We start from the raw sequence: 23,833 nt of genomic DNA on the forward strand, positions 1-23,833 counted from the left end.
CGGACGGTCGGTCAGCCGCCCAGGTTGCCGACGGCCCTCCGCAGCACGCGCAGCGCCGTCTCGCGGTCGTCGGGGCTGACGCCCGCGAAGGCGTCCGCGCCGATGCCGAGCACCACGTCGCGCAGCTTCGCGTGCGCCACCGCGCCCCGCTCCGTGAGCGAGTGCCGGCTCGCGCCGAGGCCGTCGGTCTCGACCGTCACCCAGCCGCTCTCGACGAGCTCGCCGAGGTCGTCGACCAGCGACTGGTCGTCGTCGGCCGGCCCGTCCGACGACGCGGTCGACCCGCTCGCCGCCGCCGAGGACTCCTCGTCGCCCGGCTCGACGCCGCGCTCGAGGCCCTCGAGCACCTGCCACTGGCGGCGCGTCACGCCGTGCTCGTCGAGAGCCTCGGCGAACCGCTGGTCGAGCAGGCGCTCGACCCGGGTCAGCCACCAGCCGACCGGCCTGTCGTCGTCCCTGTCGTCGTCGCGCGTCAGCGTGTCGTCCTCGGACCCGGGCGCAGCCGTGCGCGGGTCGTCGTCGGAGCTCCGTCGGTCCATGCGCCGCATCGTACGCCCGACGTTCACCTCGCCGAAAGGTGTGCCCCCTAGCGTCCGCAGGGTGAGCTCGCGCGCGCCCTCGACCACCGCCTCCTCGTCCCTGCGTGTCCGCGTCGGCCACCTGCGCCGGGTCTGGGGGGTCTTCCGTCAGCAGCCCCGCGCGATCTGGTGGACCTTCGTCGCCCTGCACGCCGCCGTCTTCGTCGCCCTGACGCCGCTGATGCTCCGAGGAGGCGCGGAGGGCGACCTGCCCCTGTACCGCACCTGGGCCACCGGCGCCCTCAGCGAGGGCCGCTGGCCCGTCATGGACTTCGCCTGGGTCTACCCGGCCGGCGCGCTGCTGCCCGTCGTGCTGCCGAACGTCCTGGGGGAGTCGCTCTACCAGCTCGTCTGGCTCCTCCTGGTGACGGCCGCGAACGCCGCGTCGCTCTGGCTGCTCACCGACCGAGGGCGCCGCACGGTCGACGCCCCGGCGGCGTGGTGGTGGCTGCTCGTGCTGTTCCTGCTGAGCCCGGTGGCGTTCCTCCGGCTCGAGGCGTTCAGCGCGCCCGCCGTGGTCGCGGCCCTCCTCCTGCTCGGCACCCGGCCCAGGGTGGCCGGCGCGCTGCTCGCCGCGGCGACGTGGGTCAAGGTCTGGCCCGCGGCCGTCGTCGCGGCCGTCGTGGTCGCCAGCCGGGGACGCGCGACGGTCGTGCGGGCGTGCCTCTGGGTGACGCTCGTCGTCGTCGCGGTGGTCGCCGTCGGCGGGGGCCTGTCGTGGGTCGACAGCTTCGTCACGATGCAGTCGGACCGGGCGCTGCAGCTCGAGGCGCCGCTCGCGACCCCGTGGCTGTGGATGGCGATGCTGGGGGTGCCCGGCGCCTCCGTGTACGAGAACGTCGGGCTCGCGACCCGCGAGGTGATGGGGCCCGGCGACACGTGGGCGGTGCACGGCAGCACGCAGGCGATGGGCGTCGTGATGGTCGCGCTCGTCGGGCTGCTGGCGGTCGCAGCGGCCGGCCGCGCCCGGGCCGGCCGCGCCCGGGCCGGCCGTGCCGTGTCCGGGCGTGCGGGTCCCGGGCCTGCGGATGCCGGGCCCACGGGTGCCGACAGGGGCGCCCGCGCCGGGCACGAGTCCCGCCTCGTCCTGCTCGGGGCCCTGACCCTGACGATCACGCTGATCGTCTTCAACAAGGTCGGGTCGCCCCAGTACGTCCTGTGGATCGCGCCGGTGGTCGCGGCGGGCCTGTGGGCGGACGCCGCCGCGTTCCGCGCCCCTGCGAGGATCGTCGCGTGGACGGCCGGGCTGACGACGCTGGTGTTCCCGGTGCTCTACCTGCCGTTGACCGACCTGCACCCCGTGGCGGTCGCGGTGCTCGGCGCGCGCAACGTGCTGCTCGTCGTCCTCTTCGGCTGGTGCGTGCTGCGCCTGGTCGAGGAGGCGCTGGCCGCGTGGGGCCGCGAGCTCCCGCCCCACTGGTGGTCGAGACGGGTGAGGTCCGTCCGCGTCCCCGTGGCCGTCCTGGCCGACACGACCTCCGCGACCTCCGCCTCCTCGGCGTCGTCGCTGTCGGCCGTCCACAGCCGGGGCGCTCGCCGCTCCTCCTGAACGGCGTCGCTGTACCCCTGACTGCGCCGCGGTACTGGGAATCTGGTCTGTGCCCGGGGGTCTGTGCCAGCGTTGGTGTCCTGGGCCGCTGGGGCCCGGTCGACCTCGAACTGAATGGAGCACTCATGAAGGGCAAGATCCTCTTCGTCGCCGGAGCAGCTGTGGGCTACGTGCTGGGAGCACGTGCCGGACGCGGTGCCTACGTCAAGATCAAGTCGCAGGCCGAGAGCCTGTGGGAGAACCCTTCCGTGCAGAAGACGGTCCACCAGGCCGAGGGCTTCGTGAAGGAGAACGCCCCCGTCGTGGGCAAGAAGCTGCAGGGTGCCGCCGGCGACGCGGCCTCGAAGGCGAAGTCCGTCGCCTCGAAGGCGTCCGACAAGGCCGACGACGTGAAGGCCTCCGCCTCGGGCGCCGGCTCCGACAGCGAGGGCGCCGCGAAGCTGCCCGGGGTGAACGTCGGTGAGTGACCTCAAGGCACCGGAACAGAGCACCAAGAAGTCGCTCGGCTCGCTGCTCGGCAGCTTGCCCGAGCTCATCTCCCGTCTCGTCAGGGGCGAGATCCAGCTCGCGAAGACCGAGCTCGTCACCAAGCTGAAGGAGGCGGGGGTCGGCGCAGGACTGCTGGTCGGCGCCGCGCTCTTCGGCTTCTTCCTGCTCGCCGTGCTGATCACCGCCGGCGTGCTGGGGCTCGCCACCGTGGTGGCGCCGTGGCTCGCCGCCCTGATCGTGGCGGCCGTGCTGCTGGTGATCACCGGCGTGCTCGCGCTGCTGGGCGTCAAGGCGCTCAAGAAGGGCGTGCCGCCCGTGCCCCAGCAGGCCGTCGACAGCGTGAAGGCCGACGTGGCCGCGCTGAAGGGGACCAGCACGAAGAGCACGACGACGAAGGGCGCGACCGACTGATGAGCGACGACGAGAGCGACCAGAAGCCCGGCCCGCGCGAGGGTGCGAGCATCCCCGAGATCGAGCTGGACATCGCCCGCACCCGCGAGCAGTTCAAAGAGACCCTCGACGCCATCGAGGACAAGCTGAGCGTGCCGGCGCACGCCCGGCGCCTCAAGGCGAGCGTCAAGCGCCGCCTCGACGATGACCCGGCACCGGTGATCGCGACCGCGGTCGCGGGCGTGGCCGGCGTCGCCGCGATCGTCGCGGGCGTCGTCAAGATCGCCCGCCGCTGAGGCGACGCTGACGGACGGCAGGGGGCGCGCCTCCTGCCGTCTTCTGCATCACCCGCACTGGATCACCGTCCCTCCGTCACCGCGCCGGCATCATCCACCCGGCAACGCACCCCACCCGGCAAGACCCCTTCTCCGAACCACCTCTCGTTCACAGGACAGGAACACGAGACCCATGGCACAGACCAGCACGCGTCGGGACGAGACCGCCCCCGACCCGGACGACTCCCGCAAGCCCGACAGCCCCGACGACCTGCACGCGCGGTCGTGGGGCTACGTGCTCAAGAAGACCCTGCGCGAGTTCGGGTCCGACCAGTGCACCGACCTGGCCGCGTCGCTGACGTACTACGCCGTGCTGGCGATCTTCCCCGGGCTGCTCGCCATCGTCGCCCTGCTGGGCGTCTTCGGCCAGGCCGGGCCGACGACCGACGCGGTCCTCGAGCTCCTGACGCAGCTCGGCGGCGCCTCCGTCGCCGACACCCTCCGCGGGCCCATCCAGGAGCTGATCGGCTCGCAGGCGGCCGGCATCGCCCTCGTCGTCGGTGTGCTCGGCGCCCTCTGGTCGGCCTCGGGCTACGTGGGCGGCTTCGGCCGGGCGATGAACCGCATCTACAACGTCGACGAGGGGCGGCCGATCTGGAAGCTCCGCCCGACGATGCTCGCCATCACGGCCTTCACCGTCGTCCTGATCGTGATCGCCGGGCTGATCCTCGTGCTGAGCGGCGACGTCGCGAAGACGGTCGGCGACGTGATCGGACTCGGGTCGACGGCGGTCTTCGTCTGGGGCATCGTCAAGTGGCCCGTGCTGCTGATCATCGTCGTGGTGGTCGTCGCCGTGCTCTTCTACTTCGCGCCGAACGTCCGCCAGCCGAAGTTCCGGTGGATGAGCATGGGCTCCCTCCTGGCGATCGTCATCTGGGGCCTCGCGAGCGCGGGCTTCGGGTTCTACGTCTCGAACTTCTCGAACTACAACAAGACCTACGGCTCGCTCGGTGCCGTCATCGTGTTCCTGCTGTGGCTCTGGATCACCAACCTGGCTCTGCTGTTCGGCGCCGAGTTCGACGCCGAGATCGAGCGCGGCCGTGAGCTGCAGGCCGGCATGAAGGCGGAGAAGGACATCCTGCTGCCGCCGCGCGACACCGCCCAGAGCGAGAAGAAGCAGGCCAAGGCCGCCCAGGACGAGCTCGACGGGATGCGCTTGCGCCAGGCCGCCGCCGAGTCGATCGAGCGGCAGGAGGCCGAGGAGGCGCACGACGGGAACGGCCGTCGCGGCGACGACCACGCGGACGCCGACTCCGACGACCTCGACCGCGCCAAGGCGAAGGACGACGCCGCCGACGACACCGCGAAGGCGAAGGCCAAGGCGAAGCGCAAGGCCGACAAGGCCGAGGCGAAGGCCGCCGCGAAGCACCAGGACTGAGTCCGGCTCCACGCACGCACGAGGCCCCGACGACGCGAGTCGTCGGGGCCTCGTGCGTGCGTGGGCCGCATCCTGTCGACGGTCGAGAGCGGGCGAGTCCGTCGTGCACGGTCCGTCACGACGGACCGGCGGCGACGAACCCGCCCGCCGGCGCCGCCCGCCGCCCTCTAGAAGCCGAAGCCGAGCTCGCGGGGGTAGTCGCCGCGGGCGGTGAGCTGCTCGGCGGCGTCGCGCAGGTGCGACAGCGTCAGGCCCATCGTCATCGGGCCGAAGCTGACGCGCGAGACGCCCAGCTCGGCGAGGCGCGCGAGCGGCACGGAGTCGGGCCCCGAGATGACGCTGACCTTGCCGTGGATCTCGTCGAGGGCCCGCGCGACGAGGTCCTCGGTGCCGAGGCCGAGCACGAACGCGCAGTCGGCTCCGGCGTCGAGGTAGGCGTTCGCACGACGGACGGCGTCGTCGAAGAGCGAGGGGTCGCCGGCGAGTGCGTCCACGCGGGCGTTGATGACGATCGGCACCCCGGCGCGGTCGCCGGCCTGACGGGCGGCCGCGACCTTGGAGACCTGGGTGTCGATGTCGTAGAGCTCCGTCTTGGACTTGCCCGTGCTGTCCTCGAGGTTGAGGCCGGCGGCGCCCTCCTCGATCAGGCGCCACACGTTGTCGAGCGTGCCGGCCGCGTCGGTCGCGTAGGCCTTCTCGAAGTCGACGGAGACGGGCAGGTCCACCGCGCGGATCACGAGCCGGACGGCGTCGAGCATCTGGTCGACGTCGAGCCCCTCGCCGTCCTCGACGCCGTGCGCCTCGCTGATCGAGTGCGACGCGGTGGCGAGGGCCTTCACCCCCGGGGCGCCCGCGACGACGCGGGCGGTGATGCTGTCCCAGACGTTGGTGACCACGAGCGGGTCGCCGGGCACGTGCAGGGAGCGGAGCAGGTCGGCCTTCGCGGCCGTGGAGGAGATCGACATGGTCCCAGCCAACCGCACCCGCGCCTCCTGCGCCATCAGGGGACGAGGAGGTGCGCGTGCGGTGCGCGGGACCAGCACGACCCCCGGGTCAGCGGCCTGCCCAGTCCCAGGTGCCGGTGAGGCTCGTGAGTGTGCGCTCGGTCGCTGCGGCACGGACGGCGGCGGAGGCGTCGTCCGTCGAGCCGTCGTCGTAGCCGTAGACGTAGCCGAGGTCCGCGTCCGTGTCCGATCCGACGGTCACGAGGGTGAGCGAGGAGGTGCCGGTCGCGTCGGCGGGCGACCACGCGACGACCACGGCGGCGGGCGTGCCGAGGTCGTCCCCGGTCGCGACCCGGACGAGGGCGGCGGGCTGGCCGTCGAGCGTGGTCTGCTCGGGCGCGCCGACGACGGTGCCGACGCCGGGCAGCCAGCTCGGGCGCAGGGCGGCGACGGCGTCGGCGACCCGGTCGGTGCTCGTCGCGGGGACGAGGCCCGCGGCGACGGCGGCGGGCACGGTCACGACCCGCACGGGCGTGACCGCGGTGTCGTCGGCGACGCCGAAGGACGTGGCGCAGGCGTCGGCGTCGCTGCCGTCGCCGGAGACCCAGGCGTCGTCGGGGAGCGAGAACGACCAGCACGAGGTCGTCACCACGACGGGGTCGGCGGCGCCGTCGTCGTACCCGGGGCCCTGGCCGGGGCCGTACGGGTCGCCGTCGAGGCCCTGCCCTGTGTCCCCGCCGTACCAGCTGCTCGCGGCCTCGTCCGCGAGGCGGGCCCCGACGGGCACGGCCACGACGAGCACGGCCACGACGGCGACGTTCGTCACGGCTGCGAGACCCGACAGCGCCAGGCCCGTGACGCCCAGGCCGAGACCCGACTGCGCACGACGGCGGCGCACCAGCGCGACGACCCCGAGGGCGACGCCGACCAGTGCGACCAGCAGGCCGACCACGGGGACGAGCCCGACGAGGAACGCGCCGATGCCGACGACGAGGGCCGCGATCGCCCAGCCGCTCGCACCGCTGCGGGCCGGCGGCAGCGCGGGTCCTGCGGGCTGCGCGGGTCCTGCGGGTTGCGCGGACCCCGAGGGCTGCGCGGACCCTGCGGACCCTGCGGGCCCTGCGGGCTGCGCCGGTGGCGCGAGGGGCGCGTCAGGTACGGAGCGGCCGAGCTCTTCGGTCGCGTGTCGGTCGGCGTCGTCGGCGACGCCCTCGGGGGGCGTGCGGTCGTCGGTCATGGTGTCTCCTCGCGTGCGCGGCCGGCGTCCACCGGCCCGTCCTCGACGCTACGGAGCCGCGCCTCCCCGCACGTCCGCCGTCGGTGGCCCGGGGGCGGTCCTGCAGGATGACCCGCGCCTCCTGCGCCGTCGCCCCAGCGGATGAGGCGGCCGCGTCACGACGAGACCCCTCGGACCCGCGCACGCCCTCGCTCGCGCAGAAGGGTGCGCGCGGGTCCGAGGGGTCAGGACGCGCAGCGCTCGGGCAGCGGCAGTGCCAGCCGCCGCAGCGGAGGGCTAGTCGCGGCGCAGCACCAGCTCGTCGAGCGACAGGCGGACACGCGGCGCGGTCTCGCGCTCGGCCAGCGCCTCGATCAGCTTGTCGGCCTCGTCGACGACGCCGACGGCGGTGACGGTGACGGGCTTCAGGTTCGCGGGCAGGTCGAAGGCGGCCACGAGCTTGTCCCACTCGACGCCGGCCATCTGGTGGGTGTGGAAGCCCTCGGCGTGCGCCTGGACGCTGAGGTGCGCGACTGCCTGGCCGAGGTCGTACTCGGCGGTCGGGCGGTCGTCGCCCTCGACGGTCGAGGTCTCGGCCAGGGCGACGACCAGCGCCGAGGCGTTCCCGGCCCACATCGCGTTGAAGCTCAGCAGGGCGCCGACGATCGTGTCGAAGGTCTCGGTGCCGCGGCGCGCGACGACGAAGCGGCGGGGCTGGTGGTTCTGGGCCGACGGGGCCCAGCGGGCGGCCTCGAGCAGGGCGTCGAGCTGTGCGTCGCTGATCGTCGCGGTCGGGTCGAACGAGCGGGGGCTCCAGCGCTCGTCGAGCAGGTCGACGATCGGCACGCTCGTCTCGGCGGTGCGGACGGTGGAGGGGGCGGTGGAGGTGGTCTCGGAGATCGACACGGTGGACCGGCTTTCGTGGTGACGGGGGTGGGGGAGGGGCCGGCGCGACGTCGGGCCATCGAGGTGAACCGTTGCTCTTCGCGCAAGATTCCCGGCGCACCCCGGGGCGCCCCGCGGCGCCGCGACCGCACCGAGTGGTCAAGAAGTGTCCCCCTCGGGCCCCGAGAGGACAGCTCCTGACCACTCGGTGGTCCGGGAGACGCGGGCGACCCTAGGAGGCGCCGCGCACCTTCGCGAGCACGGCCGCGATCCGCTCCGGCACCGACGCGTCCTGCAGGCTGGTCGTGTCGCCGAGCTCGCGCCCCTCCGAGACGTCGCCCAGCAGGCGCCGCATGATCTTGCCCGAGCGGGTCTTCGGCAGGTCGGGGACGACGAGCACGGTCGCGGGCTTCGCCACGGGGCCGATCTGGTCGGCGACGTGGGCGCGCAGCAGGGGCGACAGCGAGCCCGACGCCGACCCCGAGAGTGCGGCCCAGACCTGCGGTTCGGAGGCGTCGCCGGCGTCGCGCACCGCGCCTCCTGCGGGACGGGTCGCGGGCACGACGAAGGCGGCGATCGCCTGGCCGGTGCGCGCGTCCGAGACGCCGACGACCGCCGCCTCGGCGACGAGGGGGTGCGCGACCAGCGACGACTCGATCTCGATCGTCGACAGGCGGTGGCCCGACACGTTGATGACGTCGTCGACGCGGCCGAGCAGCCAGATGTCGCCGTCGTCGTCGTACTTGGCGCCGTCGCCGGAGAAGAACCAGCCCTGCCGCCAGTACTTCGCCCAGTAGCTGTCGCGGTAGCGCTCGGGGTCGCCCCAGACCGTGCGGGCGAGCGACGGGGGCGTCTGCTGCACGACGAGGTAGCCGCCGGAGCCGTTCGGGACGCGCTCGCCGGCCTCGTCGACGATCGCGGTCGAGACGCCGGGCAGCGCCCGCAGCGACGAGCCGGGCTTGAGGGTGTCGACGCCCGGCAGCGGGGCCATCACGGCCGCTCCCGTCTCCGACTGCCACCACGTGTCGACGATCGGCAGCTCGCCCCGGCCGAATTGCTCGCGGAACCAGACCCACGCCTCCGGGTTGATGGCCTCGCCGACCGTGCCGAGGAGACGCAGGGAGCTCAGGTCGTGGTCGGTCGGCAGGCCGTCGGGGAACCACGACGCCAGCGTCCGCACCAGGGTCGGCGCCGTGTAGTACGTCGTCACGCCGTAGCGCTCGATGATCTCGAGGTGCCGGGCAGGGTGCGGGATGTCGGGCGTGCCCTCGTAGATCACCTGTGTGAGGCCGTTCGAGAGCGGGCCGTAGATCTCGTAGGTGTGCGCCGTCACCCAGGCCAGGTCGGCCGTGCACCAGTGCACATCGTCGGGCCTCGCGTCGAAGACGGCCCAGTGCGTCCAGCTCGCGGCCGTGAGGTAGCCGCCGCTCGTGTGCACGAGGCCCTTCGGCTTCCCGGTCGTGCCGCTCGTGTACATGATGAAGAGGGGCGTCTCGGCGTCGAACGCCTCCGGTTCGTCCGTGTCGGGCTGCGCGTCGACCACGTCGTGCCACCAGAGGTCGCGGCCCTCGGTCCACGGCACGTCGGGCGTCTCGTCGCCGGTGCGCCGCACGACGAGCACGTGCTCGACCTGGTTCTCGCCGCTCACGGCGTGGTCGGCGTTCGCCTTGACCGGCACCGCGGCGCCCCGCCGGAACTGCCCGTCGGTGGTGACGAGCAGCTTCGCGCCCGTGTCCTCGACCCGGAACTTGAGCGCCTCGCCCGAGAAGCCGCCGAAGACGAGCGAGTGGATCGCGCCGATCCGCGCGATCGCGAGCGTCACGACGATCGTCTCGGCGATGACGGGCAGGTAGACGACGACGCGGTCGCCCTCGCCGACCCCCAGGCTGCGGAGGCCGTTCGCGGCCTTGACGACCTCGCGCTGCAGCTGTGCGTACGTGACGTCACGCCGGTCCCCGCGCTCGCCCTCGACGTGCAGCGCGACCTTCTCGCCGTTCCCTGCCGCGACGTGCCGGTCGACGCAGTTGACGGCGACGTTGAGGCGGCCGCCCGTGAACCAGGTCGCCTCGGGCACCGTGAGGCTGCCGTCCTCTCGCTCGGTGACGGGCGCCCAGGTGTGGGCCGTGTGCCACGGCGTCACCCAGTCGAGCCGGCGAGCCTGCTCCTCCCAGAAGGCGACGGGGTCGGCCGCGGCGCGCGCGTGCTCGGAGCTCGTGACGTTCGCGGTCGCGGCGAGCGCGCTCGGCGCCGGGAACGTCCGCCGCTCGTCGAGCAGGTTCGAGATGGTGTCGCGGGCGGTCGTGGTGGTGTCGCTCGGGGCCATCACCCGAGCGTACGGAGGCGCGGGCCGGCCCACCGGGGCAGCGTCACGTCGCGTAACGGGCCGCGCTCGCCGCCGAGCTCGCCGCGCTCGCCGCGCTCGCGGACGCCGCGCCGACGCCGCGCCGACGCCGCGCCGACGCTGCGCCGCGCCGCGTCCCGTCTCGTTCCGAGCATTCCGTCCGGTCGCGGCGGGACGGGATGCTCGGAACGAGACGGGACCCGATGCGACCGAGCCGGCCCGCACGGCCGCCGGGGTCACCGGCTGCACGGCACGCCTGCGCTCTCGAGCAGCGACCGGAGTCGCCGCGGGTCGCCGAGGTGCCAGGCGGTGCACCGCACGAACGCGCGCACGTCGGCCTGGCGACGGATCGCGTCCTCCCGGATCTTCTCCTTCACCACGACCTGCTCGGGCGTCAGCGACCCGCGCCACCGGCTCTGCGTGTACTTGCTCACGCCGTCGAACTCGAGGACGCAGCCCTGGGCGGGGAACCAGAAGTCGACGTGCGGGTCCCAGCGGCCGCGTCCGAGCTCGAAGCGTCGTTGCAGCACGGGTACGGGCGCGCCCAGCCGGTGCAGCAGCACCCGGGTGCGCGACTCGCCCGCCGAGTCGGAGCGGCCGTCCGCGAAGGCGAGGGCTCGGCGGGCCCCGGCCTGGCCGCGCGCCCGCGGTCGGCGGTCCAGGGAGGCGAGCACCGCCTCCTTCGTGGTCAGCTCCCGGTGCAGCAGGTCGTCGAGGACCACGGTGACCTCCTCGATCGACCGCGTGCCGAGGGCGAGATCGGCCGCGGTGCGGGCGGGCGTCGTGAGCCGGGCCCCGCGGAGCGACGACACCTCGTCGCCGTCGAGCGGTCCCTGGTGCTTCACGAGGGCGACCGTCGACTGCGGGCCGAGGGCGTCCGGGTCGGTGACGTGCACCCGGTCGGGCCAGTCTCCGAGCACCGGCGTGCGGAGCAGCGCGGCCGCCGACAGGTGCGACACCACGTGGCGGGCGCCGGTGCGGCCGAGGGCGGACTCGACCAGCAGCACGTGGCGTCGACGGGGCGTCAGCGCCTCCCACTCGTCGGCCCGGACGTACGAGCCGGGATGGAGGCGGCGCCAGCGTCCGGCAGACGCGGCCCGTCGCAGCCTGGTCGCCTCGCGCGAGTCCGAGCCGAGGCTCGGCACCCGGACCAGGAGGGGGAGGGGGTCGTCGTCGCTCACCCGACGACCCTGCCCGAACGCGCTCCTCGGCGTCGGATCCTCTCCACAGGCCTGGTCGCCGCGTGTGCGCTGCCCGTCGCGGTCGGTCGAGTGTCCCGTCTCGTTCCGAGCATCCCGTCCGGTCGCGGCGGGACGGGATGCTCGGAACGAGACGGGACGGGATGCTCGGGACCGGACGTCGCGAGGGGCAGTACGCGGGGTACGGGCGGGCAGGCCACTTGGCGCACACGTAACGCGCCCGAAACAGCGGGCCCCTACTCTGGGGTACATCCGGCCTCGGGGGCCGCTCGACCAGGGGGCCGAGCGACCTGGTCCCCGACGCTCGCGCCCGTCGCCGTGCGCCCGACATCAGGAGTCACCACGTGATCAGATCCACCCGAGGCCGGGGAGCGCGCTACGCGACCGCCCTGGCGCTCGCGAGCGCCCTCGTGCTCGCGCCCACCGCCGCGTTCGCCGCCGACGGCGACGAAGGGCTCGACGTCGAGTCGGCCGCTCCGGCCGAGACGGCGACGACCGACGCACCCGCACCGACGAGCGCGCCGGTCGTGCCCGCCGAGACGGACGCGGCCGAGACGACGGACGGGCCCGAGACGACGGACGGGCCCGCCGAGACGGACGGGGCCGCCACGACGGACGAGGCCGCCACGACGGACGAGGCCGCGGTCACGGAGGCCCCCTCCGCGTCCGACGACGTCGACGCCGCCGCCGCGCCCGGCCCCCTCATGAACTACGCCGTCAACACCGCGGCCACGGTCGCGGCGACGACGAGCGCCGAGCTCGCCGTCGTGCAGGCCGGCGGTGTCGTGCTGCAGTCGTACCCCGAGATCGGCGTCGTGACGGCTCAGGCGAGCGACACCGAGTTCCTCGCCGCCGTCCGCGCCTCCGTCGGCATCGACTCGGCGGGGCCGACGCGCACCGCCGAGGTCACCGACGCCCCCGCCGCCGGCGGCACCCTGGCCATCCACACCCCGCTCGGCGAGCAGGCCGTCACGGTCGACCCCCGCGAAGGCGAGCAGTGGGACATGGACGTGATCGGGGCGCCCGAGGCACGCGCGATCGACCCCGGCAGCGCCGAGGTCGTCGTCGGCGTGCTCGACAGCGGCATCGACGCTGACCACCCCGACCTCGCGACGCAGATCGACGCGTCGAAGTCGGTCGGCTGCACGGTGAACGGCGTCCCCGACCAGACGCAGGCCGCCTGGGTGCCGACCACGAGCGACCACGGCACGCACGTCGCGGGCACGATCGGCGCGGCAGAGAACGGCGTCGGCATCGTCGGCATCGCACCCGGCGCGAAGATGGCCAGCGTCAAGGTCGTCAACGACGACGGGTTCATCTACCCCGAGTACGCCCTCTGCGGATTCATGTGGGCTGCCGAGCAGGGCATGGACGTGACGAACAACAGCTACTACGTCGACCCGTACCAGTTCTGGTGCGGCACCGACGCCGACCAGGCGCCTGCCCTCGAGGCCGTTCGCCGTGCCGTCGAGTACTCCGAGACGCAGGGCGTGCTGAACATCGCCGCGGCCGGCAACTCGAACTACGACCTCGCGAACAAGACGACCGAGAGCACGAGCCCGAACGACAGCACGCCGATCGTCGACCGCCCCCTCGACGACGAGTGCCTCGACATCCCGACCGAGGTCGACGGTGTCGTGACGGTCGCCTCGGTGCAGCAGAACACCGACGGCAGCATCTCCAAGTCGTCGTTCTCGAACTACGGCGAAGGCGTCATCGACATCGCGGCTCCCGGTACGGACATCCTCTCGACAGTCGTCGCCGACAACGGCTACGGCGTCAAGAGCGGCACCTCGATGGCATCGCCGCACGTCGCCGGCGTCGCTGCGCTGCTGGCGTCCGTCCACCCTGACGCGTCGCCCGCCGAGCTGCAGGCGCTGCTGGAGCAGCAGGCCACCCCCGTCGCCGGTGCGGGCGGGCTCACCGGCTCGCGCTACTTCGGCGCGGGTCTCGTGAACGCCTTCGCGGCGGTCACCGAGGACCTCGCCCCGGTCGCGGCCGTCGCCGACGGCACGGTCCAGGCCGGTCGTCCCTTCCTCATCCGCGGGGCCAACTTCGTCCCCGGTGAGACCGTGACGGTCACGGACGCCGACGGGCAGCCCCTCGAGGGCGAGTTCGTCGCCGACGCCCAGGGCCGCCTCGTCGGCCCCGCGGTGCTCAGCCCCTTCCTCCCGGCCGGTGCGACGACGCTCGCGCTGACCGGCGACGCGGGCAGCCGCGCGACGCTCGACCTGCTGGTCGAGGAGGCGGTGGCCGGGCCTGCCATCACCGCTCCCGTCACCGGGTCCACCGTCGAGGCCGGCACCGTGACGGTGACCGGCACAGCGCAGTCGAACGCCCTCGTCACGGTCGTCCTCGCCACGGCCGACCAGTTCGAGGGCTTCGAGCAGCTGGTGACGCCCACGTCGCCCTCCGCCAGGCTCGACGTGGCGGGGGAGCCGGTCGCGTTCGACACGGACCTCGGCTTCTCGGCGTCGACGATCCAGACCGACGCGACGGGCGCGTTCACCGCCTCCTTCACCGGGGTCCCGGCCGGCGACTACGGCACCACCGCCCTGCAGGTCCTCGCCGACGGCACCTCGTCGACGTTCACCGACCCGGTGCTGTTCAGCGTCGCCGCGGCGGCCGTCGTGCCGCCGGTCACCGTGCCGGGCGCCGGCGTCGTCCCCGTCACGACGCCCGCGGGCACCGGCGTCGTGCCGGTCGCCTCGACGCGTGCCGGGGCCCTGGCCTACACCGGCTCGGAGCCGGGCGCGCCCCTGTCGGCCGCTCTGCTCCTCCTCGTCGCCGGTGCCGGCGCGCTCGTCGCGGCCCGTCGCCTGCGCCGTCGCGCCGACGCGCGGATCGAGGGCTAGGCCGGAGGGTCGCCCCGCGGTCGCTGAAGTCGACGGAGCCGCTCGTCCCTCCTGGGGCGGGCGGCTCCGTCGCGCTCCCCGCCCCGGCCCGCCGCGTCCCCGTGCCTAGGATGGAGCCCATGCCCTGCGCCGGACGGACCCCGTGACCAAGGCCCCCACCGTCTACGACGTGGCCGCCCACGCGGGCGTCTCGATCGCCACCGTCTCCCGCGTGCTCCGTCGTCCCGACGACGTCCGCCCCGAGACGAGGGCCCGCGTGCTCGACTCGGTCCGCTCGCTCGGCTACGTGCCGAGCGGCGCCGCGCGCGGCCTCGCGGGTCGTCGTCACGGGGTGCTCGGCCTGTTCCTCCCCGGCCACGACGGCATCGACCTGCCCGAGCCCGACTGGGAGCGCGTCGCGGACGCGAGCCGCATCCCGCTGATCGACGATCGCGAGGGGCGACCGACGCCTCCTGCGCCGACCGGCACCGGCACCGGCACCGGCACCGGAACCGGCGCCGGCACCGGCGCCGACGCCCCCCGCACCGCGTCGAACCCGGCGAACCTCTACTTCGACGAGGTGCTCCGCGGCGCGGAGGTCGAGTCCTGGAGGCGCGGCTTCGCCCTCATGGTCGCCGCCGGTCGGGGCTCCAGCCGGGAGGTCATGCTCAACGACATCGCAGGCCGCGTGGACGGCCTCGCCGTCCTCGCCCAGACCGTGCCCGCCGACCTGCTCGCGCACGTGTCGCGCCGCATCCCCGTCGTGGTGCTCGCCGACTCCCGCCCGGGCGACGAGCTCGACCACGTCAGCGTCGACAACGCCGCGGGCATGCGCGCCCTGACCGAGTTCGTCCTCGGGCGCGCGGCCGGCGGGCCGGGCGCGGCGAGCGAGCCGCGCGCGGCGGGCGAGCCGGGCGACGGGCTCGAGCCGGCCGAGACGCGCAGCCGGGTCGCCGACCTCGTCTACGTCGCCGGCCCCGGCGACTCTCCCGACGAGGCCGACCGGCACCGAGGCTTCGACCAGGCCGTCGCCGCGGCCACGGCGGCCGCAGCGCTGCAGGGCCGCGGCCCTGTCCGCGTGCGCGTCGAGCGCGGCGACTTCTCGCGCGAGGGCGGCAGGCGGGCCGGGGAGGCGCTGGTCGCCTCCTCCGACCCGCTCCCGCAGGCCGTCGTCTGCGCCAACGACCAGTCGGCGCTCGGCGTGCTCGACGCGTTCGTCGCGCACGGGGTGGACGTGCCGGGCCGGGTCGCCGTGACGGGCTTCGACGGCATCGAGGCGGGCCGCTTCTCGACGCCGCGCCTCACGACGGTGCGCCAGCCGATGAACGACCTCGGCCGGGTCGCGGTGCGCACGATCGTGACGCGGCTGACCGACCCCACCGCGCCTCCTCAGCGGGTGACCCTGCCCGTCGAGGTCCTGCTGCGCGAGAGCTGCCCCGCCCGCTGACCGGCCCGGCCCGACCCTGGTCCGGCCTCGAACCGCGTTCCGAACCATGAACCGAGATAGAACGTGGTTCATGGTTCGGAACGCGGTTCATGCCGCCGCCCACCGTTGCGGCGCAGCCATGTATGCGCTTACACTGACGATGCTCACCTCGACGACGAATGAGAGAACCGTGGCGATGACGCACACGAACAGACACCGCGCCCGAGCGCGCACCGCCGTGGCGGCCCTGGCCGCCGCCACCGCCGTGGTCCTCGTGGCCACCGGCTGCAGCATCCAGATCCGCAGCGAGCCCGACCCGACGATCGGCGCCGACACGATGCTCATCAACGCCGACAAGGGCAACCCGCAGTTCGAGCGGAACTTCAACCCGTTCCTCACGAACAAGCGCACCGCCTCGACGTGGATCTACGAGCCCCTGCTCGAGATCAACCCGCTCGACGGCGAGATCACGCCGTGGCTCGCGAGCGAGACGACGCTGCCCGACGCGCGCACCGTCGACATGACGATCCGCGACGGCGTCGAGTGGTCCGACGGCGAGCCGATGACGCCCGCCGACGTGGTCTACACGTTCGACCTGATCAAGGCGAACCCCGCGCTCGACCTCAAGGGCGCCTGGCAGCACATCGACACGATCGAGCAGCAGGGCGACCACGTCGTCTTCCACCTGCAGACCGACGACGTGCCGGCCATGGAGATCATCGGCCAGACGACGATCGTCCCCGAGCACCTCTGGAGCCAGGTCGACGACCCCGCGACGTACCGCAACCCCGACCCGGTCGGCACCGGCCCGTTCACGCTCGGCAACTACTCGGCGCTGCAGTACTCGATGGACAAGAACGAGTCCTACTGGCAGGCCGAGAAGATCGACATCGCGCACCTGATCCTGCCCGCGACGAACAACCAGCTCGACACCGTCACGCGCGGCTACGACTGGGCGTACTCGTTCATCAGCGACGTCGAGGGCACCTGGGGCGCGGCGAGCGACACGAACTCGTACTGGTTCCCACCGGGCGGCGTGATCGGCCTGATGCCGAACCTCACGAAGGCCCCCTTCGACGACGTGGACGTGCGGAACGGCATCGCGCTGGCGCTCGACCGCGACCAGATCGCCGAGTCGGCGACCGAGGGCTACCTCGAGCCGGCCGGCCAGACCGGGCTCATCCTGCCCAACCAGCAGGACGACCTCGACCCCTCGATCCCGAACGAGGGAGTGATCGGCCAGGACGTCGACGGCGCCCTCGCCGCGTTCGCGCAGGCCGGCTACACGCAGCAGGGCGACCAGCTGGTCGGCCCCGACGGCCAGCAGCTGCGCATCACGATCCTCACGGCCAACGGCTACACCGACTGGCTGAGGGCCGTGCAGGAGGTGCGGGCCCAGCTGGGCGCGATCGGCATCGACGTGCAGATCCAGGCTCCCCAGCCTGCCGGCTACCAGTCGGCCATCGCGAACGGCGAGTTCGACATGGCGCTCGGCGGCATGGGCAACGGCAACACGTACCAGGCCTACAACACGCTGCTCAACAGCGGGTTCGCGACGCCGGTCGGCGAGACGACGGCCTCGAACTTCGGCCGCTTCAGCGACCCTGCCGTCGACGAGCTGCTCGACGAGTGGAAGGCCGCGATCGACCCGGCCGAGCAGCAGCGGCTGTCGTACGCGCTGCAGAACGTCGTCTACGAGCAGAAGCCGGTCATCGGCCTCTACTACGGCGGCCTCTGGGGCCTGTTCAACGACTCCAAGTTCACCGGCTGGCCGAGCGAGAAGGACCCGTACATGGCCCCGCAGAACTACGACCAGGCACCGCTGCTGATCTTCACGAAGCTGAAGCGCGTCGACCAGGGCGGTGACGACCAGTGAAGTACGCAGCCCAGAAGCTCGGCCTCTTCGTCCTCACCCTGTGGGCGGCGGTGACGCTCAACTTCGTCCTGCCGCGGCTGATGCCCGGCGACCCCACCGACGCCGCGATCGCGAAGCTGTCGCAGAACGGCCCCGTGACCGAGGCCACCCGCGCCGCCATCGAGGCGCAGCTCGGCGTGCCCGACGGCAACGTGCTGCAGCAGTACGTCGCCTACCTCGGCCAGGTCGTCCGGCTCGACTTCGGGACGAGCTACACGTTCTTCCCCGAGACGGTCGGGCACCTCGTCGGGCAGGCGCTGCCGTACACGCTGATCCTCGTCGGCGCGTGCACCGTGATCGCGTTCGTGGTCGGCACCCTGATCGGCGTCGCCGCGGCCTGGAAGCGCGGCACCTGGCTCGACTCGCTGCCGACGCTCTCGGGCAGCTTCATGAGCACGTTCCCGTACTTCTGGACGGCCCTGCTCCTCCTCTTCTTCCTCGGCTACGTGCTGCACTGGTTCCCGACCACCGGGGCCTACGGCGCGACGACCACGCCGGGCTTCACTCCGGCGTTCGTCGGCGACGCCCTGCTGCACGCGGTGCTGCCGGCGGTGACGATCCTCGTCACGAGCCTCGGCGGCTGGATCCTCGGCATGCGGAACGCCATGATCAACACGCTCGGCGACGACTACGTGACCTTCGCGGAGGCGAACGGCCTGAAGGGCCGGACGGTCGCCGTGCGCTACGCCGCCCGCAACGCCATCCTGCCGAACCTCACCGGCTTCGGCCTCGCCCTCGGCGGGGTGGTCGGCGGCTCGATCCTCGTCGAGCAGGTCTTCGGCTACCCCGGCATCGGCTACCTGCTGTTCAACGCCGTCATCGGCCAGGACTACCCGCTGATGCAGGCCCTCTTCCTGATGATCACCGTGAGCGTGCTCGTCGCCAACTTCCTCGTCGACATCTTGTACGGCGTGCTCGACCCAAGGACCCGCCGATGACCTCCACCGTGTCCGTCCGCCTCCCCGAGGGCGGCGACCCTGCCGGCCCCGCCGCCGAGCAGGCCGCGCCCAGCACCTGGCAGACCGTGCTGCGCACCGCCGGCGTCGTCTGGTCGAACCCGAAGGCCAAGATCGGCATCGTCATCCTGGGCGTCTTCGTCCTGATGGCCGTCCTCGCCCCGCTCATCGCGCCCTACGGCGGCAGCGAGAACGGGTTCGAGCGCAACCAGGACGCCTCCTGGGCCCACTGGATGGGCACGACCGCCGCCGGCGAGGACGTGCTCAGCCAGCTGATCTGGGGCGCCCGCATCAGCGTGTTCGTCGGCTTCGTGGCCGGCATCGCCGCGACGCTCGTCGCCGTCGGGATCGGCCTCAGCTGGGGCTACATGCGCGGCCCGGCGGCCGAGGTGGTCGGCTTCGTCGTCAACCTGTTCCTCGTCATCCCCGGCCTGCCGCTGATGATCGTCATCGCGGCCTACCTGCAGAACGGCGGCATCGCGGTCATCATCGCGGTGATCGTCGTGACCGGCTGGGCCTGGGGCGCCCGCGTGCTGCGCAGCCAGACGCAGTCGCTGCGGTCGCGCGACTTCGTCGAGGCCGCCCGGTTCTCGGGCGAGGGCGCGACGCGCATCGTGTTCCGCGAGATCCTGCCGAACATGACGTCGCTGATCGTCGGCTCGTTCTTCGGCGCCGCGACCAGCGCGATCCTGGCGGAGGCGGGCCTCGAGTTCCTGGGGCTCGGCGACTCGTCGATCGTCAGCTGGGGCACCATCCTCTACTGGGCGCAGAACTCGAACGCCCTGCTCACCGGGCAGTGGATCCTCCTGTTCGCCCCCGGCCTCTGCATCGCCCTGCTCGCGATGAGCCTCACGCTGATCAACTTCGGCGTCGACGCCGTGAGCAACCCGCGCCTGCGCGAGGGCACGTCCAAGAAGAAGGCGCGCTGGAGCTCAGAGGGACGCGCCAGCGTCACTGCGACGCCAGCGCCGACCCGGCTTGCCGGGTCGGGCCAGCGAGCAACAGGAACGAAGGAAGAACGATGAGCTCGTCAGATTCGGCTACCGGTCTCGGCAACGCAACCGCCTCCTCGACGACGACGACCGCCGGTGACGCCCCGCTGCTCGACGTGCGCGACCTCAGCGTCGTCTACGAGTCAGCCGCCTCGACGCCGGTGCAGGCCGTCGACCACGTGTCGTTCTCGCTGCGCCGCGGCGAGTTCGTCGGCCTGGTCGGCGAGTCCGGCTCGGGCAAGTCGACGCTCGGCTACGCGCTGACGCGGCTGCAGAAGCCGCCGGCGCGCACCAACGGCGGCAGCATCGTCTTCGACGGCGCCGACATCCGCGACCTCGACGCCGAGGCCCTGCGCCAGCAGCGCCAGGGCGGCTTCGCGATGGTGCTGCAGTCGGGCATGAACGCGCTCAACCCGGTGCGCACGATCCACAAGCACTTCGTCGACATCTTCAAGGCCCACGGCCACGTGCCGCGCGAGCGCTGGGACTCCCGCGCCGCCGAGCTCGTGCAGAAGGTCGAGCTCGACCCGAAGGTGCTGGCGCGGTTCCCCGGCGAGCTGAGCGGCGGCATGCGCCAACGCGTCTCGATCGCCCTCGCCCTCTCGCTCGAGCCGCAGCTGATGGTCTTCGACGAGCCGACCACGGCGCTCGACGTGCTCGTGCAGCACGCCGTGATGGACACGATCATCTCGCTGCAGCAGAGCGAGGGCTTCACGGCCGTGCTGATCAGCCACGACCTCGGCATCGTGCTCGAGGCGACCGAGCGCGTGCTCGTCATGCACGAGGGCCGCATCGTCGAGGACGGCCGCTCCGCCGACGTGCTCGCCGACCCGCAGCACGAGTACACGCAGATGCTGCTGTCGCACTACGCCGACCCCCGCGCCGAGGTCGTCTCGCTGCCCGGCTTCGAGGACAGGGCGGTGCGTCGGGCGCGGGGCGAGCGCCGCGTCGACACGACCACCAGCACGCCGAGCGTCGCGACGCGCAGCACGAAGGTGGCCCAGAGCGCGATCACCGTGACCGGCGTCAGCAAGACCTACGCGCCTCCTCGTCGGGGCGAGGACCCCGTGCGGGCCGTCCGCGACGTGTCGTTCACCCTCGAGCCGGGGCAGTCGCTCGCGCTCGTCGGACAGTCGGGGTCGGGCAAGAGCACGATCGCGCGCATGGTCACCGGCGTCGAGAAGCCGAGCGAGGGCACCATCACGTTCGGCGACGTCGACGTCACGAAGGTGCGCGGGCGCGGCCTCCGCGACCTGCGCAGCGACGTGCAGATGGTGTTCCAGGACCCGTACTCCGCCCTGAACCCGCTGCACACCGTCGAGTACACGCTGACGCGGCCGGTCGTGAACTACACGGGGCTGCGAGGGCAGGAGGCGCGGCGCCGTGTCCTGGAACTGCTCGAGACCGTCGGTCTGACGCCGGTCGAGCAGTTCGCGGCGAAGCTGCCGCACCAGCTCTCCGGCGGTCAGCGGCAGCGCGTCGTCATCGCGCGGGCGCTCGCCAGCGACCCGCAGGTGATCATCGCGGACGAGCCCGTCTCGATGCTCGACGTGTCGCTGCGGGCCGGCGTGCTCGCCCTGCTCGAGGACCTGCGCGAACAGTGGGGGGTCTCGATGCTCTACATCACGCACGACCTGCTCAGCGCGCGGCTCATCACCGACGACGTGATGGTGCTGCACGACGGCGCCGTGGTCGAGCGAGGCCGCACCGCCGAGGTGCTGCAGCGGCCGACCGACCCGTACACGGTGCGCCTGCTCGACGCCGTGCCGAACCCGCGGCGCACGCACCGCGCCTCCTGACCCGCCCGACCTCGCACCACCAGAACGGACACCCGATGCTGACCTTCCCCGACGGCTTCCTCTGGGGCGCCGCGACCGCCGCGCACCAGATCGAGGGCAACAACGTGAACTCGAACTGGTGGGTGCACGAGCACGCCCCCGGCACGACGATCGTCGAGCCGAGCGGCGACGCCGCCGACAGCTACCACCGGTTCCGCGACGACATCCGGATCCTCGCCGAGCTCGGCCTCAACAGCTACCGCTTCAGCATCGAGTGGGCGCGCATCGAGCCCGAGCGAGGCGTCGTCTCGACGGCCGAGATCGCGCACTACCGCCGCATGGTCGAGACCTGCCACGAGTTCGGCGTCGAGCCGATCGTGACGCTGATGCACTTCACCGTGCCGCGCTGGTTCGAGCGCGACGGCTTCTGGCGCGCGCCCGACGCCGCCGACCTCTTCGCGCGGTACACCGAGCTCGCGCTGCCCGTCGTCAGCGAGGGCGTCCGGTACGTCTGCACGATCAACGAGCCGAACATCGCCGCGATGCTGGCCGGGGGAGAAGACGCCTCGAACCTCGTCGCGTACGGCCTGCCGAACCCCGACCTGCTGGTCGCCGACGCGCTGCTCGCCTCGCACCGGCGCAGCCGCGAGGTGCTCTCGCAGGTCGACGGGCTCAAGTCGGGCTGGACCGTCGCCACCCAGGCCTTCAAGGCCGTCGACGAGCCGGGCGCCGCCGAGATGACGCGCGAGTACGGCTACGTCCGCGACGACTGGTACAGCGAGATGGCGGCGGGCGACGACTTCGTCGGCGTGCAGGCCTACACGCAGACCTTCGTCGGGCCCGAGGGTCCGCGACCCGTCGCCGAGGGCCTCGAGACGACCCTGACCGGCTGGGAGTTCTGGCCGGCCGCGGCCGCCGAGGGCATCCGGAGCGCCTGGGAGCTCAGCGGCCACGTGCCCGTGATGGTCACCGAGAACGGCATCGCGACCGCCGACGACAGCCGTCGCATCGCCTACACGCAGGGCGCGCTCGAGGGCATCCACGCCACGATCGAGGAGGGCATCGACGTGCTCGGCTACCAGCACTGGAGCGCCCTCGACAACTACGAGTGGGCCAGCGGCTTCCGTCCCACCTTCGGGCTCATCGGCTGGGACCGCGACACGTTCGAGCGCACGCCGAAGCCCAGCGCCCGCTGGTACGGCGAGGTGGCGCGGGCGAACGGCCTGCCCGCCGCGTCGTAGGGCGGCCGCGCCGCAGCGACGGTCGCGCCGCTGCGACGGTCGCGCCGCTGCGACGGTCGCGCCGCTGCGACGGTCGGCCGGCCGCGGAGCTCAGAACGACGTGACGCCGTACAGCGGCCGCTCGGGCCGGAGCATCGCGCGCAGCGTCTGCACGGCACCGGCCCGGCGCTCCCGCACGAGACCCGCGGCCGCGAGCGTCACCGGGTCGACGCCGCCGAGCCACAGGCTGCCGAGGGTCGCGACGTCGACCTCGAGGTCCGCGCGACGCACGGCGGCGCGCTCGACCGTGCCCGCGCCTCCTGCGCTCGTCAGCCGCCAGGTGCCCGCGGCGTGGCCGAGGTCGTCCGAGACGGCGACGGTCACGACGCCGTCGGCGGCCCACGGCCGTGCGGAGAAGGCGGCGGGCACGTCGAGCAGGCGCAGCCAGACGTGGTCCTGTTCGTGCGTCGTGCTGAGGGCACGCGCGTCCTCCAGCGCGTGGACGAGGGGGTCGTCGAGCGGTGCGGCCGCCCACGTGATCGACGTGACGAGGTCGATCGCGAGCAGCAGCTCCCACAGCGCGAGGTACGCCTCGTCGGTCGCCGTCACGAGGTCGGTGACCTCGAGCACGGTCTCGGTCGGCTTCTCGGTCACGCGGTAGACGACGTACCCGTCGACCCGACCCGAGGAGGCGCGGTGCACGGCTCCCCGCAGGCTGCGGTCGGGCTTCTGGTCCTCGCCCGTCGCGAGCCCGAGCCGCCGGTCCCAGCTGCCGACGGGCCGGTCGATCGAGCCGGGCGTGCGGGCGTGGAACCGCGCGAACACCTCTCGCGCGACGGGCTCGAGGCGGGCGGTCGGCACGAGCTCGACGGTGCCCGTGGTCGGCCCGAGCAGCCGGACGGGGCGACGTCGGTCGATCGTCACGGTGCGCTCGCGGGTCGCCGTGCCGAAGCCGAACCGGCGGTAGATGCTCGCCTCGCTGGCGGTGAGCGCCGCGACGGCGAGGCCCGCCTCGGCGGCGCGGGCGAGGTCGTCGGTCATCATGCGGCGCAGGATGCCTCGGCGGCGGTGGGTGGGCTGCACCGTCACTCCCGAGATGAGGTGCGCGGGCAGTAGCGTGCCGCCTCCGACGTGCAGCGTGCGCTCGAACGACTCGAAGGTCGCGACGGGCCACTGCTCGTCGTCGAGGGTGCCGGGCCGCGGCTCGCGGGGGTAGGCGCCCGTCAGCACGCGGGCGTCGGCGACGGTGCGTCGGGCGTCTCCGGCCACGCCCTCCGGGGTGTCGATGCTCTCGTGGAACCCCAGACGGCACGCGGCGAACCAGGCGGCGGTCGCGTCGTCGTCGATCGCGGCGGGGAAGGTGCGGAGCTCGTAGGCGTCGTCGAAGGAGGTCACCCGACCAGGCTAG

General features: G+C 73.2%; 20 protein-coding genes. 12 read left to right on the forward strand and 8 right to left on the reverse strand.

Features of this window, described 5'->3' with window-relative positions:
• Positions 1-11 precede the first annotated feature (11 nt).
• Positions 12-539: a MarR family winged helix-turn-helix transcriptional regulator gene (locus ACZZ97_RS15130; RefSeq protein WP_463473682.1), complete on the reverse strand. Its 528-nt coding sequence runs from the start codon at positions 537-539 to the stop codon at positions 12-14.
• Positions 540-600: 61 nt separating this feature from the next.
• Between ACZZ97_RS15130 and ACZZ97_RS15135 the strand changes: the two genes are divergently transcribed.
• From ACZZ97_RS15135 to ACZZ97_RS15155, 5 genes are all read left to right on the forward strand, one after another.
• Entirely contained in the window at positions 601-2,127 is a 1,527-nt protein-coding gene (locus ACZZ97_RS15135; RefSeq protein WP_463473683.1) for a glycosyltransferase 87 family protein, read from the forward strand.
• 125 nt (positions 2,128-2,252) lie between these two features.
• Positions 2,253-2,594, forward strand: coding sequence for a YtxH domain-containing protein (locus ACZZ97_RS15140; protein WP_314104454.1), 342 nt, complete (start codon positions 2,253-2,255; stop codon positions 2,592-2,594).
• Complete coding sequence (locus tag ACZZ97_RS15145; RefSeq protein ID WP_314104456.1) at positions 2,587-3,027, forward strand: phage holin family protein; 441 nt, start codon at positions 2,587-2,589, stop codon at positions 3,025-3,027. The genes ACZZ97_RS15140 and ACZZ97_RS15145 overlap by 8 nt, the downstream gene beginning before the upstream one ends.
• Positions 3,027-3,302: a DUF3618 domain-containing protein gene (locus ACZZ97_RS15150; protein WP_314104457.1), complete on the forward strand. Its 276-nt coding sequence runs from the start codon at positions 3,027-3,029 to the stop codon at positions 3,300-3,302. Before ACZZ97_RS15145 ends, ACZZ97_RS15150 begins: the two co-directional genes overlap by 1 nt.
• Before the next feature lie 172 nt (positions 3,303-3,474).
• Positions 3,475-4,719, forward strand: a complete 1,245-nt coding sequence (locus ACZZ97_RS15155; RefSeq protein WP_314104459.1) for a YihY/virulence factor BrkB family protein — start codon at positions 3,475-3,477, stop codon at positions 4,717-4,719.
• A 167-nt stretch (positions 4,720-4,886) separates the two neighbouring features.
• Here ACZZ97_RS15155 and ACZZ97_RS15160 read toward each other — a convergent pair whose 3' ends face one another.
• From ACZZ97_RS15160 to ACZZ97_RS15185, 6 genes are all read right to left on the reverse strand, one after another.
• The gene (locus ACZZ97_RS15160) at positions 4,887-5,684 is read right to left on the reverse strand and encodes an isocitrate lyase/PEP mutase family protein (RefSeq protein ID WP_463473684.1); all 798 of its coding nucleotides are present in this window, start codon (positions 5,682-5,684) and stop codon (positions 4,887-4,889) included.
• A gap of 88 nt (positions 5,685-5,772) precedes the next feature.
• Positions 5,773-6,900: a DUF4190 domain-containing protein gene (locus ACZZ97_RS15165; RefSeq protein WP_463473685.1), complete on the reverse strand. Its 1,128-nt coding sequence runs from the start codon at positions 6,898-6,900 to the stop codon at positions 5,773-5,775.
• 276 nt (positions 6,901-7,176) lie between these two features.
• Positions 7,177-7,785, reverse strand: coding sequence for a nitroreductase family protein (locus ACZZ97_RS15170; protein ID WP_463473686.1), 609 nt, complete (start codon positions 7,783-7,785; stop codon positions 7,177-7,179).
• A 211-nt stretch (positions 7,786-7,996) separates the two neighbouring features.
• Positions 7,997-10,087, reverse strand: a complete 2,091-nt coding sequence (acs, locus tag ACZZ97_RS15175; RefSeq protein ID WP_463473687.1) for an acetate--CoA ligase — start codon at positions 10,085-10,087, stop codon at positions 7,997-7,999.
• Positions 10,087-10,260: a hypothetical protein gene (locus ACZZ97_RS15180; RefSeq protein WP_463473688.1), complete on the reverse strand. Its 174-nt coding sequence runs from the start codon at positions 10,258-10,260 to the stop codon at positions 10,087-10,089. The genes acs and ACZZ97_RS15180 overlap by 1 nt, the downstream gene beginning before the upstream one ends.
• An 81-nt stretch (positions 10,261-10,341) precedes the next feature.
• Positions 10,342-11,286, reverse strand: a complete 945-nt coding sequence (locus tag ACZZ97_RS15185) for a hypothetical protein (RefSeq protein WP_463473689.1) — start codon at positions 11,284-11,286, stop codon at positions 10,342-10,344.
• 362 nt (positions 11,287-11,648) lie between these two features.
• Between ACZZ97_RS15185 and ACZZ97_RS15190 the strand changes: the two genes are divergently transcribed.
• From ACZZ97_RS15190 to ACZZ97_RS15220, 7 genes are all read left to right on the forward strand, one after another.
• The gene (locus ACZZ97_RS15190) at positions 11,649-14,159 is read left to right on the forward strand and encodes a S8 family peptidase (protein ID WP_463473690.1); all 2,511 of its coding nucleotides are present in this window, start codon (positions 11,649-11,651) and stop codon (positions 14,157-14,159) included.
• A 142-nt stretch (positions 14,160-14,301) separates the two neighbouring features.
• Positions 14,302-15,585, forward strand: coding sequence for a LacI family DNA-binding transcriptional regulator (locus ACZZ97_RS15195; RefSeq protein ID WP_463473691.1), 1,284 nt, complete (start codon positions 14,302-14,304; stop codon positions 15,583-15,585).
• Positions 15,586-15,760: 175 nt separating this feature from the next.
• Positions 15,761-17,440: an ABC transporter substrate-binding protein gene (locus tag ACZZ97_RS15200; protein ID WP_463473692.1), complete on the forward strand. Its 1,680-nt coding sequence runs from the start codon at positions 15,761-15,763 to the stop codon at positions 17,438-17,440.
• Positions 17,437-18,417: an ABC transporter permease gene (locus ACZZ97_RS15205; protein ID WP_314103442.1), complete on the forward strand. Its 981-nt coding sequence runs from the start codon at positions 17,437-17,439 to the stop codon at positions 18,415-18,417. Before ACZZ97_RS15200 ends, ACZZ97_RS15205 begins: the two co-directional genes overlap by 4 nt.
• Positions 18,414-19,460 carry an ABC transporter permease gene (locus ACZZ97_RS15210; RefSeq protein WP_314103444.1) on the forward strand — a complete coding sequence of 349 codons (1,047 nt, stop codon included), beginning with the start codon at positions 18,414-18,416 and terminating at the stop codon, positions 19,458-19,460. The genes ACZZ97_RS15205 and ACZZ97_RS15210 overlap by 4 nt, the downstream gene beginning before the upstream one ends.
• On the forward strand, positions 19,457-21,226 hold the full coding sequence (locus tag ACZZ97_RS15215; RefSeq protein WP_314103446.1) for an ABC transporter ATP-binding protein: 1,770 nt from the start codon (positions 19,457-19,459) through the stop codon (positions 21,224-21,226). Before ACZZ97_RS15210 ends, ACZZ97_RS15215 begins: the two co-directional genes overlap by 4 nt.
• 35 nt (positions 21,227-21,261) lie before the next feature.
• On the forward strand, positions 21,262-22,446 hold the full coding sequence (locus tag ACZZ97_RS15220; protein ID WP_463473693.1) for a glycoside hydrolase family 1 protein: 1,185 nt from the start codon (positions 21,262-21,264) through the stop codon (positions 22,444-22,446).
• A gap of 90 nt (positions 22,447-22,536) precedes the next feature.
• Here ACZZ97_RS15220 and ACZZ97_RS15225 read toward each other — a convergent pair whose 3' ends face one another.
• A complete protein-coding gene (locus ACZZ97_RS15225; protein WP_463473694.1) occupies positions 22,537-23,820 on the reverse strand; it encodes a GNAT family N-acetyltransferase in 1,284 nt (427 codons plus the stop codon).
• Between the last annotated feature and the right edge of the window lie 13 nt (positions 23,821-23,833).

It is taken from the genome of Frigoribacterium sp. AC512, from assembly GCF_979258295.1.

Excerpts from the sequence above, each read along its gene's own strand:
- ACZZ97_RS15130 (WP_463473682.1), bottom strand. The coding sequence starts at position 539 with ATGGACCGACGGAGCTCCGACGACGACCCGCGCACGGCTGCGCCCGGG.
- ACZZ97_RS15140 (WP_314104454.1), top strand. The coding sequence starts at position 2,253 with ATGAAGGGCAAGATCCTCTTCGTCGCCGGAGCAGCTGTGGGCTACGTG.
- ACZZ97_RS15150 (WP_314104457.1), top strand. The coding sequence starts at position 3,027 with ATGAGCGACGACGAGAGCGACCAGAAGCCCGGCCCGCGCGAGGGTGCG.
- ACZZ97_RS15155 (WP_314104459.1), top strand. The coding sequence starts at position 3,475 with ATGGCACAGACCAGCACGCGTCGGGACGAGACCGCCCCCGACCCGGAC.
- ACZZ97_RS15160 (WP_463473684.1), bottom strand. The coding sequence starts at position 5,684 with ATGTCGATCTCCTCCACGGCCGCGAAGGCCGACCTGCTCCGCTCCCTG.
- ACZZ97_RS15165 (WP_463473685.1), bottom strand. The coding sequence starts at position 6,900 with ATGACCGACGACCGCACGCCCCCCGAGGGCGTCGCCGACGACGCCGAC.
- acs (WP_463473687.1), bottom strand. The coding sequence starts at position 10,087 with ATGGCCCCGAGCGACACCACCACGACCGCCCGCGACACCATCTCGAAC.
- ACZZ97_RS15180 (WP_463473688.1), bottom strand. The coding sequence starts at position 10,260 with ATGCTCGGAACGAGACGGGACGCGGCGCGGCGCAGCGTCGGCGCGGCG.
- ACZZ97_RS15200 (WP_463473692.1), top strand. The coding sequence starts at position 15,761 with ATGACGCACACGAACAGACACCGCGCCCGAGCGCGCACCGCCGTGGCG.
- ACZZ97_RS15210 (WP_314103444.1), top strand. The coding sequence starts at position 18,414 with ATGACCTCCACCGTGTCCGTCCGCCTCCCCGAGGGCGGCGACCCTGCC.
- ACZZ97_RS15215 (WP_314103446.1), top strand. The coding sequence starts at position 19,457 with ATGAGCTCGTCAGATTCGGCTACCGGTCTCGGCAACGCAACCGCCTCC.
- ACZZ97_RS15220 (WP_463473693.1), top strand. The coding sequence starts at position 21,262 with ATGCTGACCTTCCCCGACGGCTTCCTCTGGGGCGCCGCGACCGCCGCG.